Origin of the sequence: Burkholderia sp. AU39826 (assembly GCF_020419965.1) — a bacterium.
GTDB lineage: Bacteria > Pseudomonadota > Gammaproteobacteria > Burkholderiales > Burkholderiaceae > Burkholderia > Burkholderia semiarida.
This window is the reverse complement of sequence record NZ_JAIZQG010000008.1, coordinates 98,863-116,684: the sequence shown is the minus strand read 5'-3', so window position 1 is coordinate 116,684 and position 17,822 is coordinate 98,863. Positions and strand designations below refer to the sequence as shown.

Annotated in this window: 15 protein-coding genes; 8 read left to right on the top strand and 7 right to left on the bottom strand. The window is 68.3% G+C overall.

Annotation, left to right across the window (positions count from 1 at the left end):
- The first annotated feature begins 146 nt into the window (after positions 1–146).
- Positions 147–557 (top strand): GFA family protein, encoded by a 411-nt coding sequence (locus LGM42_RS16950; protein ID WP_226232703.1) that lies wholly within the window; start codon positions 147–149, stop codon positions 555–557.
- 225 nt (positions 558–782) lie between these two features.
- Here LGM42_RS16950 and LGM42_RS16945 read toward each other — a convergent pair whose 3' ends face one another.
- Positions 783–1,586: an EAL domain-containing protein gene (locus tag LGM42_RS16945; RefSeq protein WP_059574247.1), complete on the bottom strand. Its 804-nt coding sequence runs from the start codon at positions 1,584–1,586 to the stop codon at positions 783–785.
- 354 nt (positions 1,587–1,940) lie between these two features.
- On the opposite strand from LGM42_RS16945, the gene LGM42_RS16940 reads away from it, so the two are divergent.
- From LGM42_RS16940 to fahA, 5 genes are read left to right on the top strand one after another with little or no spacing between them, the layout of a single operon-like run.
- Positions 1,941–3,602 (top strand): FAD-dependent oxidoreductase, encoded by a 1,662-nt coding sequence (locus LGM42_RS16940; protein WP_226232702.1) that lies wholly within the window; start codon positions 1,941–1,943, stop codon positions 3,600–3,602.
- 28 nt (positions 3,603–3,630) lie between these two features.
- Positions 3,631–3,861, top strand: a complete 231-nt coding sequence (locus LGM42_RS16935; protein WP_060965622.1) for a DUF2783 domain-containing protein — start codon at positions 3,631–3,633, stop codon at positions 3,859–3,861.
- On the top strand, positions 3,858–5,219 hold the full coding sequence (locus LGM42_RS16930) for an MFS transporter (RefSeq protein WP_226232701.1): 1,362 nt from the start codon (positions 3,858–3,860) through the stop codon (positions 5,217–5,219). Before LGM42_RS16935 ends, LGM42_RS16930 begins: the two co-directional genes overlap by 4 nt.
- Positions 5,220–5,234: 15 nt before the next feature.
- The gene (gene hmgA, locus LGM42_RS16925; RefSeq protein ID WP_060312752.1) at positions 5,235–6,569 is read left to right on the top strand and encodes a homogentisate 1,2-dioxygenase; all 1,335 of its coding nucleotides are present in this window, start codon (positions 5,235–5,237) and stop codon (positions 6,567–6,569) included.
- Entirely contained in the window at positions 6,566–7,897 is a 1,332-nt protein-coding gene (fahA, locus tag LGM42_RS16920) for a fumarylacetoacetase (protein WP_226232700.1), read from the top strand. Before hmgA ends, fahA begins: the two co-directional genes overlap by 4 nt.
- Positions 7,898–8,093: 196 nt before the next feature.
- Here the strand turns inward: fahA and LGM42_RS16915 are convergent, their stop codons facing one another.
- The 5 genes from LGM42_RS16915 to LGM42_RS16895 form a co-directional block, all read right to left on the bottom strand.
- Positions 8,094–9,254: an MFS transporter gene (locus LGM42_RS16915; RefSeq protein WP_060312756.1), complete on the bottom strand. Its 1,161-nt coding sequence runs from the start codon at positions 9,252–9,254 to the stop codon at positions 8,094–8,096.
- Between the two features lie 93 nt (positions 9,255–9,347).
- Positions 9,348–10,517: an MFS transporter gene (locus LGM42_RS16910; RefSeq protein ID WP_060312758.1), complete on the bottom strand. Its 1,170-nt coding sequence runs from the start codon at positions 10,515–10,517 to the stop codon at positions 9,348–9,350.
- Positions 10,518–10,740: 223 nt separating this feature from the next.
- Positions 10,741–11,478 carry a 5,6-dimethylbenzimidazole synthase gene (bluB, locus tag LGM42_RS16905; protein ID WP_226232699.1) on the bottom strand — a complete coding sequence of 246 codons (738 nt, stop codon included), beginning with the start codon at positions 11,476–11,478 and terminating at the stop codon, positions 10,741–10,743.
- A 183-nt stretch (positions 11,479–11,661) separates the two neighbouring features.
- Positions 11,662–12,660, bottom strand: coding sequence for a 2-hydroxyacid dehydrogenase (locus LGM42_RS16900; protein ID WP_060312764.1), 999 nt, complete (start codon positions 12,658–12,660; stop codon positions 11,662–11,664).
- A 30-nt stretch (positions 12,661–12,690) separates the two neighbouring features.
- Complete coding sequence (locus LGM42_RS16895) at positions 12,691–13,674, bottom strand: LysR family transcriptional regulator (RefSeq protein ID WP_104012405.1); 984 nt, start codon at positions 13,672–13,674, stop codon at positions 12,691–12,693.
- Positions 13,675–14,502: 828 nt separating this feature from the next.
- Here LGM42_RS16895 and LGM42_RS16890 point away from each other — a divergent pair.
- Positions 14,503–15,714 (top strand): pyridoxal-phosphate-dependent aminotransferase family protein, encoded by a 1,212-nt coding sequence (locus tag LGM42_RS16890; RefSeq protein WP_059574237.1) that lies wholly within the window; start codon positions 14,503–14,505, stop codon positions 15,712–15,714.
- A 26-nt stretch (positions 15,715–15,740) separates the two neighbouring features.
- Here the strand turns inward: LGM42_RS16890 and LGM42_RS16885 are convergent, their stop codons facing one another.
- Positions 15,741–16,676, bottom strand: coding sequence for an AraC family transcriptional regulator (locus LGM42_RS16885; RefSeq protein ID WP_059574236.1), 936 nt, complete (start codon positions 16,674–16,676; stop codon positions 15,741–15,743).
- A 134-nt stretch (positions 16,677–16,810) separates the two neighbouring features.
- Between LGM42_RS16885 and LGM42_RS16880 the strand changes: the two genes are divergently transcribed.
- Complete coding sequence (locus LGM42_RS16880) at positions 16,811–17,701, top strand: DMT family transporter (RefSeq protein ID WP_060312770.1); 891 nt, start codon at positions 16,811–16,813, stop codon at positions 17,699–17,701.
- The last annotated feature ends 121 nt before the right edge of the window (positions 17,702–17,822 follow it).

Sequence of the window (17,822 nt, the reverse complement as noted above, 5' to 3'; positions counted from 1 at the left end):
AGCGTGCGCGCAGGTCGCCGTCGCCCGGCAACGGGTTCGTTGATCGCGGGTGCGGAAGCGGAAGGGGCGGCGCGGTTGCGTATTGTGCGACGGGCGAACCGCGCTCATCATCGTTCGCCTGTGTCCTGACGATCACGAGGTTCGCGATGCCGCACCCCGAAACGATGGAAGGCGGATGCGCATGCGGCGCGATTCGCTACCGGATCGCCGGCCTGCCGGCCGATGCCGGCTTCTGCCACTGCCGGCTCTGCCAGCGTACGACGGGCGCGGCGGTCGTCGCATCGGCATCGGTGCCGATCGACGCATTCGAATACCTGCAGGGCGAACCGACCGTCTATGCGTCGAGCGCGTGGGGCGAGCGGCGTTTCTGCGGCCGCTGCGGCGCGCAGCTCGAATACCGGCGCTCCGTGGCGCCGCGGACGGTCGAGATCAATTACGCGACGCTCGACGAGCCGTCGCGGCTGCGTCCGGCGTGGCATGTCTGGTACGGAAATCGTTTCCCGGGCATCGAGATCGACGACGATCTGCCGAAGTACGACGACGGTGGAAGAGAATAAGAATAGGCGGCCGGTTCACACCGACGCGCCGGTGTGGATTTCGCGCGCAAGCAGGTTCGACCTTTGCGCGTAACGAACAGGAAACCGGCCGGCGTCGAGCGACGCCGCGTGCTGAAACCTGAAACCTGAAACCTGAGACCTGAAACCCGATTCCCGAAGCGGCACGACACGCCGTCATTCGGTGTGCCACGCCCCGCGCGCGGCGCGCACCTTCCGCCGCGCCGCTCAGGCCGTCACGACCTTCGCGAACACCGGCCCCTGCATGAACCGCACGTCGTGCTGGCGCAGCAGCTCGCACTGCGTCTCGTCGACCACACCGTCGAAGATCAGCGGAATCCGCACGCGCTGCGCATAGGCGACGAGCGCCTTGACCATCCCGTCGCGCAGCGCGATGCCCGCATCCATCTTGATGTAGTCGGGGCGCGCCATGTCCGATTCGACCGCGAGGATGCGGCCCGGGTCGGGCAGCTTGTCCGCGACCTTGAAGCCGTGATGCTGGTAGCTGCGCGTCAGGTAGCCGAGGAACGTCTTGTGGGCGACCGCGACCGCCGGCAGCTCGATCACGATCCGCTCGGGCGGCAGCCCGAAGCGCTGCAGCACCGACGAGAAATGCTTGCCGTGGTCGTACTTCACGCTCTTGAGCAGCCGCTCGTGCACGCGCAGGAACAGCAGACCGTGACGCTGCGCACCGAAGAAATTGATCGCGTGCAGCGCGCGCGACAGGCGGTCGATCGCGACGAGCGTCTGGTCGTCGACGGCCGCGTCGACCGGATCGTGCTGCGCGCCCGTGACCAGCGTGACGGCCTGGAAGCCGAGCTCGTCGCCGTAGCGCTCGATCGCGTCGGCGAACGACGTCGATTGCGGCGCGCCGGGCATCGTCACGTCGTAGATCGGCTCGTACGCACTGGCGAGCGTGCGCTCGGGCAGATTCGCGCACGCGGTGCCGCCTTCGGCAAGCGCGAGGTGTTCCCGCAGATACGGCAGTTGCCCGGCACGGGCGACCAGCTCGGGGATGGTAGGCGGAATCATCGGCGTGAAAAGGAAAAATGGCGGCCGAAAGGGCCGCCTCGTTGTCTTGATATTAGCAGCGCGCGCCGCGCTCGGCTCGGCGTTTCGCTCATATGGTTATCCCGTCTCCGAGCGAACGATTAGGGTTTACGTTGTTTTCACTATTCGTAATTGGTTTTACTATTCGTAAATCCAAAGATTTGTCGCCGATCAAGAAATGCGGCAGGCAGGCGCCGCGAAACGGCGCCGTTCACGAATCAACAGGAAGCAAGGAGCGAGACGTGGCGGTTGACAGGACAGGCGGGCACACGCGCCGGCAGGAGACGGACGCGACGACGGGCGCGGCGGTGCGCGCGCGGCGGGATTGAGGAGCGGATGGCGACCATGAGCATCGATTACCAGACGCTGAAGTTCGAGTACCGCGCCCGCGCGCACGACGCGGCCGTCCACCCGGTGATCGTCGTCGGCGCGGGGCCGGTGGGCCTCGCGGCCGCGATCGACCTCGCGCAGCAGGGCGTGCCGGTCGTGCTGCTCGACGACGACGACACGCTGTCGACCGGCTCGCGCGCGATCTGCTTCGCGAAGCGCACGCTCGAGATCTTCGACCGGCTCGGCTGCGGCGAGCGCTTCGTCGACAAGGGCGTGAGCTGGCACGTCGGCAAGGTGTTCCTGCAGGACGAGCAACTGTACGCGTTCGACCTGCTGCCCGAGGAAGGGCATGCGCGCCCCGCGTTCATCAACCTGCAGCAGTACTACGTCGAAGGCTATCTGGCCGATCGCGCGTTCGAGCTGCCGAACATCGACATCCGCTGGAAGCACAAGGTGACGGGCGTCGCGCAGTCGGCCGAACACGCGGTGCTGACGGTCGAGACGCCGGACGGCGTCGCGACGCTGCACGCGCAGTACGTGATCGCGGCCGACGGCTCGCGCAGCTCGATGCGCACGATGATGGGCCTGGAGAGCCGCGGCCGTACGTTCAAGGATCGCTTCCTGATCGCCGATGTGAAGATGAAGGCGGAGTTTCCGACCGAGCGCTGGTTCTGGTTCGATCCGCCGTTTCATCGCAACCAGTCGGTGCTGCTGCACCGCCAGCCCGACAACGTGTGGCGCATCGACTTCCAGCTCGGCTGGGATGCCGATCCCGTCGCCGAGAAGCAGCCGGAGCGCGTGATCCCGCGCGTGCGCGCGCTGCTCGGGCCGGACGTCGAGTTCGAGCTCGAGTGGGTGAGCGTCTATACGTTCCGCTGCCAGCGGATGGACACGTTCCGGCACGGCCGCGTGCTGTTCGCCGGCGATTCCGCGCACGGCGTGTCGCCGTTCGGCGCGCGCGGCGCGAACAGCGGCGTGCAGGACGCGGACAATCTCGCGTGGAAGCTGAAGCTGGTGCTCGACGGCCACGCGCACGACCGCCTGCTCGACACCTATGCGAGCGAGCGCGAGTTCGCGGCGGACGAGAACATCCGCCACTCGACGCGCTCGACCGATTTCATCACGCCGAAGAGCGCGGTGTCGCGCGTGTTCCGCGATGCGACGCTGAAGCTCGCGCGCGACTGCGAATTCGCGCGCAGGCTGGTGAACAGCGGGCGCCTGTCGGTACCGGCCGTGCTGGCCGATTCGCCGCTGAACACGCCGGACGGCGGCGGCGACGCATTCGCATGCGCGATGCGCCCAGGCGCGGCGGCGGCCGATGCGCCGGTACGTGCGCATGGTGCGTCGGGCTGGCTGCTGCAGCATCTGCGTGGCGGCTTCACCGGCGTGCTGTTCGGATTGCCGGGCGACGCGGCAGCGCTCGCGCAGGCCGTCAGCGGTCTCGCGCCGACGGTGCGGCCGGTGCTCGTCGTGCCGGCCGGGCACGCGCGGCCGGCAGCCGGCGTCGACGTCGTGGAGGACGTCGACGGCCTCGCCGCGCAGCGCTACGACGCGCAGCCCGGCACGTTCTACCTGCTGCGTCCCGACCAGCACGTGTGCGCACGCACGCGCACGCTCGAGCGTCAGGCGATCGCCGACGCACTGGCGCGCGCGACCTGCGCACGCTGACTACGATAAAGACACCGGAGACACCGTCATGCCCTCACTCGATACCCGCCCGCGCCTGGCCGACCCCGACGCGTTCTACGAAGCGCTGATCGACATGCATCGCGACCTGTCGGACGCCGACAGCCAGCTCGTCAACGCGAAGCTGATCCTGCTGCTCGCGAACCAGGTCGGCGACGCCGACGTGCTGCGCGAAGCGATGGCGCTCGCGCGCCAGGGCGTGACGCCGCCCGTGCATCCGTCCGCCGAGGTGGCGCAATGAGCGCGGCGCCGGCCGATACGCGCGTGCTCGAAGTCGAGCGCGTGATCGACGAGACCCATCGCCCGGGTTTTCACTGGATGCTTCTCGCGCTGTGCGGGCTGTGCCTCGTGATCGACGGTTTCGATGCGCAGGCGATGGGCTACGTCGCGCCGAGCGTGATCGCCGAATGGGGCGTGCCGAAGCAGGCGCTCGGGCCGGTGTTCAGCGCGAGCCTGTTCGGGATGCTGCTCGGCGCGCTCGGGCTGTCGGTGCTGGCCGACCGGATCGGCCGGCGTCCGGTGCTGATCGGCTCGACGCTGTTCTTCTCGGTGACGATGCTCGCGACGCCGTTCGCGAGCTCGATCCCCGTGCTGATGGCGCTGCGCTTCGTCACGGGCCTGGGCCTCGGCTGCATCATGCCGAACGCGATGGCGCTGGTCGGCGAATTCAGCCCGGCCGCGCATCGCGTGAAGCGGATGATGATCGTGTCGTGCGGCTTCACGCTCGGCGCGGCGCTCGGCGGCTTCATCAGCGCGGCGCTGATTCCGGCGCTCGGCTGGCGCTCGGTGTTCTTCGTCGGCGGCGCGGTGCCGCTCGTGCTGACGATCGCGATGGTCGCGCGGCTGCCGGAGTCGCTGCAGTTCCTGGTGCTGAAAGGGCGCGTCGCGCAGGCGCGCGACTGGCTCGCGCGCTTCGCGCCGGCCGCCGGCATCGATGCGAACACGCGGCTCGTCGTGCGCGAACGCGCGGCGAGCGGCGCGCCGGTCGCCGAGCTGTTCCGCCATGGCCGCCTGCCCGTCACGCTGCTGCTGTGGGCCATCAGCTTCATGAACCTGATCGACCTGTACTTCCTGTCGAACTGGCTGCCGACCGTGATGCGCGACGCCGGTTATTCGCCGGGCACGGCGGTGATCGTCGGCACGGTGCTGCAGACGGGCGGCGTGATCGGCACGCTGTCGCTCGGCTGGTTCATCGAACGTTACGGCTTCGTGCGCGTGCTGTTCGCGTGCTTCGCGTGCGCGGCCGTGTCGGTGGGGCTGATCGGTTCGGTCGCGCATGCGTTGCCGTGGCTGCTGGTCGTCGTGTTCGCGGGCGGGTTCTGCGTGGTCGGCGGACAGCCGGCCGTGAACGCGCTCGCGGGCCAGTATTACCCGACGTCGCTGCGCTCGACGGGCATCGGCTGGAGCCTCGGCATCGGCCGGATCGGCTCGGTGCTCGGGCCGCTCGTCGGCGGGCAACTGATTGCGCTGAACTGGACCAACGGCGCGCTGTTTCGCGCGGCCGCGGTGCCCGTGCTGTGCTCGGCGCTATTCGTGCTGGGCCTGGCCGGTGTGACGCGGCGCGGCGGCGCGCAGGCGCCGAACGCCGCCCTGAATTGATGGAGAAAGGAAACGATGACGCTTGACCTGTCGAAACCGGCGACCGCCGGCTACCTGAGCGGTTTCGCGAACGAGTTCGCGACCGAGGCGCTGCCCGGCGCGCTGCCGCACGGCCGCAACTCGCCGCAGCGCGCGCCGTACGGGCTGTACGCGGAGCAGTTGTCGGGCACCGCGTTCACCGCGCCGCGCGGCCACAACCGCCGCTCGTGGCTGTACCGGATTCGCCCCGCCGCCGTGCACCGGCCGTTCGAGCCGTATGCGGGCGCGCAGCGGCTCGTGTCGGAGTTCGGCGATTCGGCCGACGTGCCGCCGACGCCGCCGAACCAGTTGCGCTGGGATCCGCTGCCGATGCCGGTCGAGCCGACCGATTTCGTCGACGGCCTCGTGACGATGGCCGGCAACGGTTCGGCCGCCGCGATGAACGGCTGCGCGATCCATCTGTATGCGGCGAACCGGTCGATGCAGGACCGCTTCTTCTACAGCGCGGACGGTGAACTGCTGATCGTGCCGCAGCAGGGGCGCCTGTTCATCGCGACGGAATTGGGCCGGCTCGACGTCGAGCCGTTCGAGATCGCGGTGATCCCGCGCGGCGTGCGTTTTTCGGTCGCGCTGCCGGACGGCGACGCGCGCGGCTACATCTGCGAGAACTTCGGCGCGCTGCTGCGGCTGCCGGATCTCGGCCCGATCGGCTCGAACGGGCTCGCGAACCCGCGCGACTTCCTGACGCCGCAGGCCGCGTACGAAGACCGCGAAGGCGCGTTCGAGCTGATCGCGAAACTGAACGGGCGCCTGTGGCGCGCGGACATCGGCCATTCGCCGCTCGACGTCGTCGCGTGGCACGGCAACTACGCGCCGTACAAATACGATCTGCGCCTGTTCAACACGATCGGCTCGATCAGCTTCGACCATCCCGATCCGTCGATCTTCCTCGTGCTGCAGGCGCAGAGCGACACGCCGGGCGTCGATACGATCGACTTCGTGATCTTCCCGCCGCGCTGGCTCGCGGCCGAGGATACGTTCCGCCCGCCGTGGTTCCACCGCAACGTCGCGAGCGAGTTCATGGGGCTCGTGCACGGTGCGTACGACGCGAAGGCCGAAGGCTTCGTGCCGGGCGGCGCGAGCCTGCACAACTGCATGTCGGGCCACGGGCCCGACGCGGACACGTTCGAGAAGGCGTCCGCGAGCGACACGACGAAGCCGCACAAGGTCGATGCGACGATGGCGTTCATGTTCGAAACCCGCACGCTGATCCGGCCGACGCGCTACGCGCTCGATACCGCACAGCTGCAGGCCGATTACTTCGAATGCTGGCAAGGCATCAAGAAACACTTCAATCCGGAGCAAAAGTGAGCGATACCCAAGACTGGCGCGCGACGCTCGACCCGGCTCGCAAGAGCTGGGTCGATACCGCGAACGATCCCGCCTGCGATTTCCCGATCCAGAACCTACCGTTCGGAATCTTCAGCGATGCGAAGCAGACGGCGCGCCGCGCGGGCGTCGCGCTTGGCGACCAGATCGTCGACCTGGCCGAACTGAAGCGAGCCGGGCTGCTGACGTTGCCGCTGTCGAGCCCCGAGGATTTTTTCGAGAGGCGCGATCGCGCGTTCGAGCAGCCGACGCTGAACGATTTCATCGCGCTCGGCCGCGATGCATGGCGCAGCGTGCGCGTGCAACTGTCCGACCTGTTCTCGCGCGACAACGCACGGCTGCGCGACGACGCGGCGCTGCGCGCGAAGGTGCTGGTGCCGCAGCGCGACGCGACGCTGCATCTGCCGGTCGAGATTCCCGGCTACACCGATTTCTATTCGTCGAAGGAGCACGCGACCAACGTCGGCTCGATGTTTCGCGATCCGAAGAATGCGCTGCTGCCGAACTGGTCGGAGATGCCGATCGGCTACAACGGCCGCGCGTCGTCGGTGGTCGTGAGCGGCACGCCGGTGCGGCGCCCGAACGGGCAGCTGAAGCTGCCCGACCAGGAGCGTCCGGTGTTCGGCGCGTGCCGCAAGCTCGATATCGAACTGGAGACGGGCTTCATCGTCGGCCGCGGCAACGCGCTCGGCGAGCCGATCGCGTGCGAGGACGCGGAAGCGCATATCTTCGGGATGGTGCTGCTGAACGACTGGAGCGCGCGCGACATCCAGCAGTGGGAGTACGTGCCGCTCGGCCCGTTCAATTCGAAGGGCTTCGCGACGACGATCTCGCCGTGGATCGTCACGCTCGATGCGCTTGAACCGTTTCGCGTCGCGCAGCCCGAGCAGTCGCCGCCGCCGCTCGCGTATCTGCGGCATGCGGGCAAGCACGCGTTCGACATCGCGCTCGAAGTGACGCTGCGCGCGGAAGGGGCGACCGACGCGACGTCGATCTGCCGGACGAACTTCAGGCACATGTACTGGACGATGGCGCAGCAGCTCGCGCATCACACGGTTGCCGGCTGCAACACGCGCGTGGGCGACCTGATGGGCTCGGGCACGATCAGCGGGCCGACGAAGGATTCGTTCGGCAGCCTGCTCGAACTGACGTGGAACGGCAAGGAGCCGCTCGCGCTGACGGGCGGCGGCAGCCGTACGTTCATCGAGGACGGCGACGAGCTGACGCTCGCCGGCTGGTGCCAGGGCGACGGCTATCGCGTCGGCTTCGGCACGTGTGCGGGCAAGATCTTGCCGGCGCGGAGCGCGTGACGGATTGCAGCGCGGAACGTCACGCGCAGGTCACGCGTAGTATGGAAGGACAGGGCGGCCCGCATTGCGCGGGCCGTTTCCGTTTACCGGAGAGTGGGCGCGAGCGGGCCGATGCGTACCGGTGCATGATGCCGCGCGCCAACGCCAACGCCAACGCCAACGCCAACGCCAACGCCAACGCCAACGCCAATCTGCATCAGATCGCGCGTTGCACCGCGGCGCGTCGTTCCCACAACGCGGCCCCGACGAACGCGGCGACACAGGCGACCAGCACGCCGACCAGCGCATGGCTGCCCAACTGCTCCATCAACGCGCCGGCAACCAGCGGCCCGCCGAAGCTCGCGGCGCTCCACGACGCCGACACGAGCGAGCTCGCGGTGACGAGCGCGGCGCCGCGGAAACGTTCGCCGCACGCGACGAGCGACAGCGTATAGATGCTGCCGGCGGCCGCGCCGAGCACGAACAGCAGCGGCCAGCACAGCCACGGATTGGCGATGACGAACGGCAGCAGCGGCAGGCCGCCCAGCACGATCCAGCCCGCGCCGAGGTGTACGCGTTCGCGGCCGAGCTTGTCCGCGAGCCAGCCGATCGGGAACTGCATCGCGGTATCGCCGAACAGCATGATCGACGCGAGCAGCACGGCGGTCGCGCTCGCGACGCCGTGATCCATCGCGTAGAGCGGCAGCAGCGACAGCGCGAGCGTGTCGAACAGCGCGAAGAAGCCGGTGCCGATGATCAGCGCGGGCATGCGCGGCAGCACGTCGAGCCAGCGGCCGTGCGCTTCGTGATGCGCGTCGTCGCCGGCGAGCGGCGCGCGGCGGATCGTCGCGAGCGTCGGCAGCGCGAGCAGGAACAGCGCGCCGCACAGCGCGAAGCGAATGCGCGTCGCGCCGGCGATCTGGCTGACGAGCACGGGGCCGGCCATCTGGAACAGCGTGAAATTGGTCGCATAGATCGCGACGACGCGGCCGCGCGTCGAATCGTCGGCGAGCTGGTTGACCCATGCTTCGCCGATCGTGAACAGCAGCATCAGCGCGGCGCCGCACAGCACGCGCAGCACGCCCCACAGGATCAGGTTCGACGTGAACTGCATCAGCGCGGTGGCGGCCGCGAGCAGCACGACCGACACGACGATCGCGCGACGCGCACCGATGTGCCGCGCGAGCGCGGTGACGAACGGCACGATCGCAAGGCCGCCGAGGGCCTGCGCGGCCGTCAGCATGCCGACGACGTTGGTGCCGTGTCCGGCTTCGGTCAGCGCGAGCGCGGTGAGCGGCAGCGTGGCGCCGGTGCCGAGGCCGACGACCGCGACGCTCAGGATCAGCGCGAGGAAATCGCGATTGAGAATGGCTTTCATCGGCCGGGATGCTACACCGCGGCCCTTCAAAGGTCCATGAAGGCTGTCACGTTTGAATGGCGTTGCGCACGCAACGATTACCGCAGGGTTGCGTCATACGTACTCGGTCGGCACGACCACGGGCCGGCGTTCGAGCGCCGCCGACCACAGCGTGAGCGCGAGCGCCGCGACGGCCATCGCGACGCCGACCCACGGCAGGTTCACGAGCGATACGCCCGAGCCGATCGCCATCCCGCCGAGCCACGCGCCGGTCGCGTTGCCGAGGTTGAACGCGCCCTGGTTCAGCGTCGACGCGAGGTTCGGCGCGTCGCTGGCGCGATCGACGATCATGATCTGCAGCGGCGGCACGATCGCGAACGCGAGGATGCCCCACACGAAAATCGTCGCGAGCGCGGCGAACGGCAGATGCATCGTGCCCGCGAACAGCGCGAGGACGATGCCGATCAGCGCGAGCGTCGCGATCAGCGACGGCATCCGGCGCCAGTCGGCGAGCTTGCCGCCGAGCGTGCCGCCGACCGTCAGGCCGAGGCCGAACAGCAGCAGCACGTAGGTCACCTGATGCGGCGAGAAGCCCGTCACGTCCTCGAGGATCGGCGTGATGTACGTGAACACGCTGAACAGGCTCGCGGACGCGAGCACGCTGATGCCGAGCACCATCAGCACCTGCGGGTGCTTCAGCACGCTGAATTCGCGCGTGATGCTGGTGTCGGGCATCGCGAGGTGCTTCGGCAGGCACACCGCGAGCGCGGCGGCCGCGGCGATGCCGATGCCGGTGACGGCCCAGAACGTCGCGCGCCAGCCGAACGCCTGGCCGAGCGCGGTGCCGAGCGGCACGCCGAGCACGTTCGCGAGCGTGAGGCCGGTGAACATCAGCGCGATCGCCTGCGCGCGGCGGTTCGGCGCGACGAGGTTGCTCGCGACCACCGAGCCGATGCCGAAGAATGCACCGTGGCAGAACGCGGTGACGACGCGCGCGGCCATCAGCACCGCATAGCCGGGCGCGATCGCGCAAAACAGGTTGCCGGCGATGAACAGGCCGATCAGGCCCATCAGCGCGCGCTTGCGCGGCATCTTCGCGGTGACGATCGCGAGGATCGGCGCGCCGATCGTCACGCCGAGCGCGTAGCCGGACACGAGCATCCCGGCGGCCGGGATCGACACGCCGAGATCGCGCGCGACATTGGGCAGCAGCCCCATGATCACGAATTCGGTGGTACCGATTCCAAATGCGGCGACGGCAAGGGCGAAAAGAGGCAGGGGCATCGCGGTAGGCTCGGGAAAAGAGGCCGCTCGAGCCCAAGCGCGGGAGACGCGGGGCGGGCGGTCGGTGACGCGAACGTCAGCCACGATTCTACTTCAGTGAAAACCCTTATGTTTGGGGTCAAAATGGATGTTGCCGGCGTGCGACGGGGCGGGAAGCGGGAAGTTCATATTGTGGGATTTGCGGCGATTCGGTCGCGAGCGACGGCGGTTGCCGGACCGTGGATCAGGCGATGGGTTCGGACAATCCACCGGGCATCGTGTCCGACGTTTCTTTCATTTCAGTCTCTATTGACGACGCAGCCGATCCGGCCCCGTCGGTCGCCGCCGGATCGTCCCAGCCGTTCTCGAACAGGCAGGCTTCGATCGGCATCCGCGCGGCCCAGCGTTCTTGTTCCAGCATCGGCTTCGCATAGAACGCATCGACGTGCCCGACGCACAACACGGCGATCGGCTTCGCGCCGTCGGGCATCCGCAGCAGCGTGCGCAGCGCATCGACGTCGAACAACGACACCCAGCCCATCCCGAGCCCTTCCGCGCGCGCCGCGAGCCACATGTTCTGGATCGCGCACGCGGCGGACGCCAGGTCCATCTCCGGCAGCGTGCGGCGGCCGAACACGTGGCGCTCGCGGCCGTCGGCGAGCGCGACGACCAGCAGCTCGCCGCATTCGCGCACGCCTTCGACCTTCAGCCGCATGAATTCGTCCTGGCGTTCGCCGAGCGCGTCGGCGGTCGCGCGGCGCTCGGCCTCGACCAGTGCGTGGATCGACGTGCGCAATGCGGGATCGGTGATGCGGATGAAGCGCCACGGCTGCATGAAGCCGACGCTGGGTGCGTGGTGCGCCGCGCGCAGCAGGCGCGCGAGCACGGCCGGATCGACGGGCGCCGGCGTGAAATGGCGCATGTCGCGCCGTTCGAAGATGGCACGGTAGACGGCGGCGATGTCGGAATCGTCGAAACGCATGAGCGGCAAAGGCAGGGGTGACGTCGACGCAACGATAGCAGACGGCGCGCGCGGGAATCGTTACGTCACCTGAAACAATGCGCGGAATTGTGGATGATGGCGAGTGCGGTGTGCGGCAACCGGCACAAGCAAACGATTGCGAATGCGCTGCCGACCGTCAAACGTGCCGTTTTTCGTGGTTTTTCAGCGGTTTGCCGTCACGACGTTCCGCGGCGCGCCCGCATGCCACGCCTCGATGTTCAGCAGCGTCGTGTGCGCGATTTCGGCCAGCGCCTCGCGCGTGAAGAACGCCTGGTGCGACGTGACGATCACGTTCGGGAACGTCAGCAGGCGCGCGAGCACGTCGTCCTGCAGCGGCAGGTCGGAGTGATCCTCGAAGAAGAGCCCGCTTTCCTCCTCGTACACGTCGAGCCCGAGATGACCGAGCTGGCCGCTCTTGAGCGCGTCGACCAGCGCCTGCGCATCGACGAGCCCGCCGCGCCCGGTGTTGATCAGCATCGCGCCATGCTTCATCCGCGCGAGCGTCCGTTCGTTGATCAGGTGGTGGGTCGACGGCAGCAGCGGGCAATGCAGGCTGACGATGTCGGCGCGATGCAGCAGCTCGTCGAGCTCGACGTAGCGCGCGCCGAACGCGATCAGTTCGTCGTTGTACGGCGGCACCGAGTGGGCGAGCACGTGCATCCCGAAGCCCATCATGATCTTCGCGAACACGCTGCCGATGATGCCGGTGCCGATCACGCCGACGGTCTTGCCGTGCAGGTCGAAGCCGAGCAGCCCGTTCAGCGAGAAGTCGCCTTCGCGGGTGCGGGCGACGGCGCGCGGCAGGCGGCGGTTGAGCGCGAGGATCAGCGCGACCGCGTGCTCGGCGACCGCGTGCGGCGAATACGCGGGCACGCGCACGACCGTGACGCCGAGCCGTTCGGCGGCGGCCAGGTCGACATGGTTGAAGCCTGCCGAGCGCAGCGCGATCAGCCGCGTGCCGCCGTCGGCGAGCCGTTCGAGCACGGCCGCGTCGACGGTGTCGTTGACGAACGGGCAGACGACGTCATAGCCGTGCGCGAGGATCGCGGTTTCCGCGTCGAGGTGCGACGGCTGGAAGTGCAGCCGATAGCCGAACTGCCGGTTGGCGGCGGTAAACGAATCGTCGTCGTACTGCCGGCTGCTGAACAGGATCACGCGCACGCTGCACCTCCGAGGGCTGACGCGCGCAGTTTACTGCAGGCCCGTGACGATGTCGGAGCGGTCGGGGCCACGCACCGGCCGCAGGAAGCCGTAGTCGGTCCGCTCGCGGCCGGACGGCGCGCCGAAGTGCTCGAGCGCGTGCTCGACGAAGCTGCGCGTGCGGGCCGGCACGTACTGGCGGTTCGGATAGACGAGCGACAACTGCGCGTCGGGATCGTCGATCCGGTAGCCGGCCATCAGCCGCACGAGCGTGCCGTGGTTGAGCGCGTCGGCCACGCACGGCTCGGGCAGCACCGCGATGCCGGCGCCGGCCACCGCCGCCGCCTGGACGAGCGCGAGCTGGTTGACCGTGCAGGCCGGGCGTACCGTGACCGAATGGACGACGCCGTCGTGGCCGACCAGTTGCCACGTCGGCGCGTGCTGGTGCGGCGCGAGCGTGACCCAGTCGTGGCCCGGCAGGTCGTCGGGCACGCGCGGCTCGCCGCGGCGGTCGAGATAGGCGGGCGCAGCGCACGCGACGAACGGGTTCGGCGCAAGGGTGTGGCCGATCAGCGCCGGGTTGCCGTCGAGCCGGGTGCCCGTGACGATGCCGACGTCGTAGCCCGAATCGAGCACGTCGAGCGGCCCTTCGGCGACGGTCAGCTGCACCCGGAGCTCGGGATAGCGGTGCCGGAAGCTGCTGACGAGCGGCGTCAGCGCGAGCGGCGACAGCAGCCCCGACGCGACGACGCGCAGCGTGCCGGCCGGTTCGCGCACGGCATGCGCGACGGACGATTCGAGGTGATCGAATTCCTCGAGCAGCGCGCGGCAACCGTCGAGGTAGCGCACGCCGGCCTCGGTGAGCGACAGGTTGCGCGTGGTGCGATGGATCAGCCGGGTGTTCAGGTGGCCCTCGAGCATCGCGATGGAACGCGTGACGAGCGCATTGGACACGCCGAGATGGTGCGCCGCGCGCCGGAAGCTTTGCTGCTCGGCGACGCAGACGAATACACGCATGGTCTGAATCTGGTTCATGGCTTGCGTATTTCTGGCCCGGTTGATTGATTTTGGTTGTGATTTATCGCCGCGCAACGCCGAAAGCGCATCGCGCGGCCCCTAGCGCTCCCTCGTATCGAAAATGGAATTTCGATTCCGCAGACGATTGTTCAATAAAGAACCGATATCCGTCAACCTGCGAAAACGGGCGGGTTGCGTAAAATCGAAATCGCGAGTAATGGTTTAACGCTGCGGTGCAGCAAGGGCGTACGGGGTAAAACCAGCGCGGTATTGGTGGATTCGTCGGTTTGGAGAATATTTCCCATTCAATCAACGGGTTGTGTGAAATGTGAGCACGCCGTAGCAGCGCCTTTCGGAGTCGTTCCCCAATACATGCAACCGTAATGGATGTTTTTTCCACGTTCGGATTTTGTGTATCGAATTCGCTCCGCGATTTGTATCAGGTAACCGGTGTATTCGTACGGTCCACCAATGGGGGGCTGAACTGTCAGTTTCGACGAATAGTCTCGATATTGGCGGAGAAAATCGCGCCCGCGGAACGCGAATGGAACCGTTTCTCGACCGGCTCGCACGCCCCTTTTCAATCCGGACGGCCGTCGCGCGAGCGGTGCGCGGCCGGCTGGTCCGGTCCGGCGACCGGGCCACCGTCGTGCTGTCCGAACGGGGGTGCCTCTTGCGCAAGGCGGCGGAACACGGAATGATCGTTCAGTTCGCTGCGCGTGCAACGGGCGCGTGCAACGGGCGCGTGCGGGCGCCGTGCTTACGGGCGCCGTGCATACGGGCGCCGTGCATACGGGCGCCGTCCCGCGGGCGTTCGCGCACTTCCTTTCCTCACTTTTTCCAGCCATGTCCATCGATCATTCGCCGATTCCCTGTCCCGTCGTCGTGCCGCTCGACGCGATCCTGCCCGAAGAACCGCTGCTGATGATGGGGGCCGGCCCGGTCCCGATCCCGGCCGCCGTCGCCAAGGCGAACACGATCGTGATCAATCACCTCGGCGCGACGATGGCGAAGATCATCGAGCAGGTGAAGGAGATGGCGCGCTACGTGTTCCAGACCCGCACGAAATGGGTGCTCGGCGTCGCGGGCCCCGGCTCGGCCGCGATGGAAATGGCGATCTCGAACCTCGCGTGGCGCGGCACGCGCGTGCTGTCGATCCGCAACGGGTTCTTCAGCGCGCGGATGGCCGAGATGGCCACGCGCGTCGGCGCCGACGTCGCGACGCTCGAAGTGGCCGACCGCGCGGTCGCGAGCCTCGACGAGATCGCCGACGCGATCGCGCGCGAGCGGCCCGAGATCGTCACGATCGTGCAGGGCGAGACGTCGAACACCGTGTGGAATCGCGACCTGCGCGACATCGCCGCGCTCGCGAAGGCGGCCGGCGCGCTGGTCGTCGTCGATGCGGTATGCACGCTGTCGACGATGCCGCTCGAGATGGACGCGTGGGGCATCGACGCGGTGATCACCGGCGGCCAGAAGGGGCTGTCGTCGATTCCGGGCGTGTCGCTGATCGCGTTCTCCGACGCCGCGTGGGAACGCATGAAGCACCGTCCCGAGCCGAATGCGCACTGGTGCCTCGACATGGCGCTCGCGGAGAACTTCTGGCACAACGCCGGCTATCACTACACGGCGCCCGTGTCGGGCGTGCTCGCGCTGCACGAGGCGCTGCGGCTCGTGTGCGCGGAGACGCTCGAGAGCCGCTTCGCGCGCCACCTGCGCTGCTCGCTGGCGCTGCAGGCGGGCGTCGAATCGATGGGGCTCAAGCTGTATGCGCCGAAGGACTGCCGGCTCAATTCGGTGGTCGGGATCGAGACGCCGGAAGGGCTCACGCCCGGGATGGTGTGCGGCCATATCTCGAAGCAGTACCAGGTCGAGATCTCCGGTTCGTTCGGGTTGCCGATCGTGCGGATCGGCCAGATGGGCGAGCAGTGCCGCGAACACAACCTGTTCCGCACGCTGCATGCGTTCGGCCGCACGATGGTCGACCTGAAGGTGCCGGTCGACCTGCCGGCCGGCGTCGCGGCGCTCGAACAGGAACTGTCGCGGCGCGGCGCGTAAGCCGGGAGGCGCGGCACGGGCCGCGCTCAGCGGCGCTGCATCGCGCGCCGGTACGTATTCGGCGTCGTGCCGTGCGCGTCGCGAAAGCGATGGCTGAAGTGGCCGGCGTTCGCGTAGCCGCAGTCGGCCGCGATCTGCGCGAGCGGCAGCGCGGTCGTGCGCAGCAGCTCGCGGGCCCGGGCGAGCCGTTGCTCGGCCACCCACGCGTGCGGCGCGCGGCCGAACGACAGCCGGAACATCCGCGAGAAGTGATATTCGGACAGCGCGGCGACCTCCGCGAGTTCGCCGAGCGTCAGCGGCTGCGTCAGGTACGTGTCGATGTAGTCGCGCACGCGGCGGCGCACGGCCGGCGCGAGCCCGCCGCGGAACGACGTGTCGGTGCGCATCGTGCTCTGCCCGCGCAGCAGCAGGCTCAGTACTTCGTGCGCGGTCTCGTTCACGCGCAGCCGCTCGTCGGCATCGTCCCAGCCGTCCAGCGCGAGCGAGCGCAGCAGCGCGGCGACGCGCGCATCCTCGAAATAGGTACGATCGGCGAGCTTCAGCTCGCGTGGCTCGCGATCGAGCTCGCGGATCGCGCGCTGCGTGAAGTGCTCGGGCAGGAAATACAAGTGGACGAAATGCATTTCGCCGCGCACCCACCAGCGTGATTCGTGATCGCCCGGCAACGCACACAGCAGGCTCGGCGCGCCGTAGCGCGGCACGCGCTGGCGCTCGGTCCGGTAGCCGCCGTCGAGGTAGCACGACAGCGTGTGGTGGCCGGGCTGCTCGTAGACCGTCTCGCTTTCGTCGGTGATTCGCGTCCATTCGGCGATCGCGAGATGGTCGCCGAGCCACGCGAAGCGCTCGAGCGTCGCGTTCGCGTCGGCGAGCGTGCGGCACACCGACTGCAGGCCGAACGGCAGATCGCCGCCGGCCAGGGCGGCGGCGCGGTCGATGGGCGGGGCGCAGAGGGAGAGACTCATGATGCGCCGAGTATAAGCGGGCGCGCGGCGCCGCGTGCGGCGCGCCGAAAAAGACCGCAATTCCGGACAATCGGCACGCGTCGTGCGGCGGCATAGTCGGGATCCCGATTCACCCGATTGTCCGGATTGCCGCCATGAACCTGTCGCTTTATTTCGTCACCGTGCTGATCTGGGGCACCACCTGGATCGCGATCAAATGGCAGCTCGGCTCGGTGCCGCCGCCCGTGTCGATCGCGTGGCGCTTCTGGCTCGCGGCCGCCGTGCTGTTCGCGCTGCTGCGCGTGATGCGCCGCCCGGTGCGCCCGCCGCGCGAAGCGTGGCGCTTTCTCGTCGCGCAAGGCTTCGCGCTGTTCTGCCTGAATTTCCTGTGCTTCTACTACGCGGAGCAGGTCGTGCCGAGCGGGCTCGTCGCGGTGATCTTCTCGACCGCGCCGCTGCTGAACTCGATCAACGGCCGGCTGTTCATGGGCCGCCCGCTGCGGCCGTCGGCGATCGCCGGCGCGCTGCTCGGGCTGACCGGCATCGCGTGCCTGTTCTGGCAGCAGATGGCCGGCCATCTCGACGACCACGCGACCTGGGCGGGGCTCGCGATCGCGTTCGCCGGCACGATGTGCTTCTCGGCGGGCAACCTGCTGTCGAGCCGGATGCAGTCGATGGGGCTGCACCCGCTCGCGACCAACGGTTGGGCGATGCTGATCGGCGCGGCGATCCTGACCGTCGGCAGCGCCGCGGCCGGAATGCCGTTCACGCTCGACATGAGCCCGCGCTATCTCGGCGCCCTCGTGTACCTGGCCGTGCCGGGCTCGGTGATCGGCTTCACCGCATACCTCACGCTCGTCGGCCGCATCGGGCCGGAGCGCGCCGCGTACTGCACGGTGCTGTTCCCGATCGTCGCGCTGGCCGTGTCGACGGTGTTCGAGGGCTACCAGTGGTCGCTGCTCGCGGTGATCGGGCTGCTGCTCGTGGTGGCCGGCAATCTCGTCGCGTTCGACCTCACGCGGCGGTTGTTTCTGCGGACGGCCTGATGAAGTTCGCCGCTGCGTGAACCCGCGTTCACGGAAACCGGCGAACGGTCGATTTGGTTGACATGGTTGACTTGGTTTCGATTCGGGGCTACGTTCGATCATTCCGGTCGTGACGGGAGGT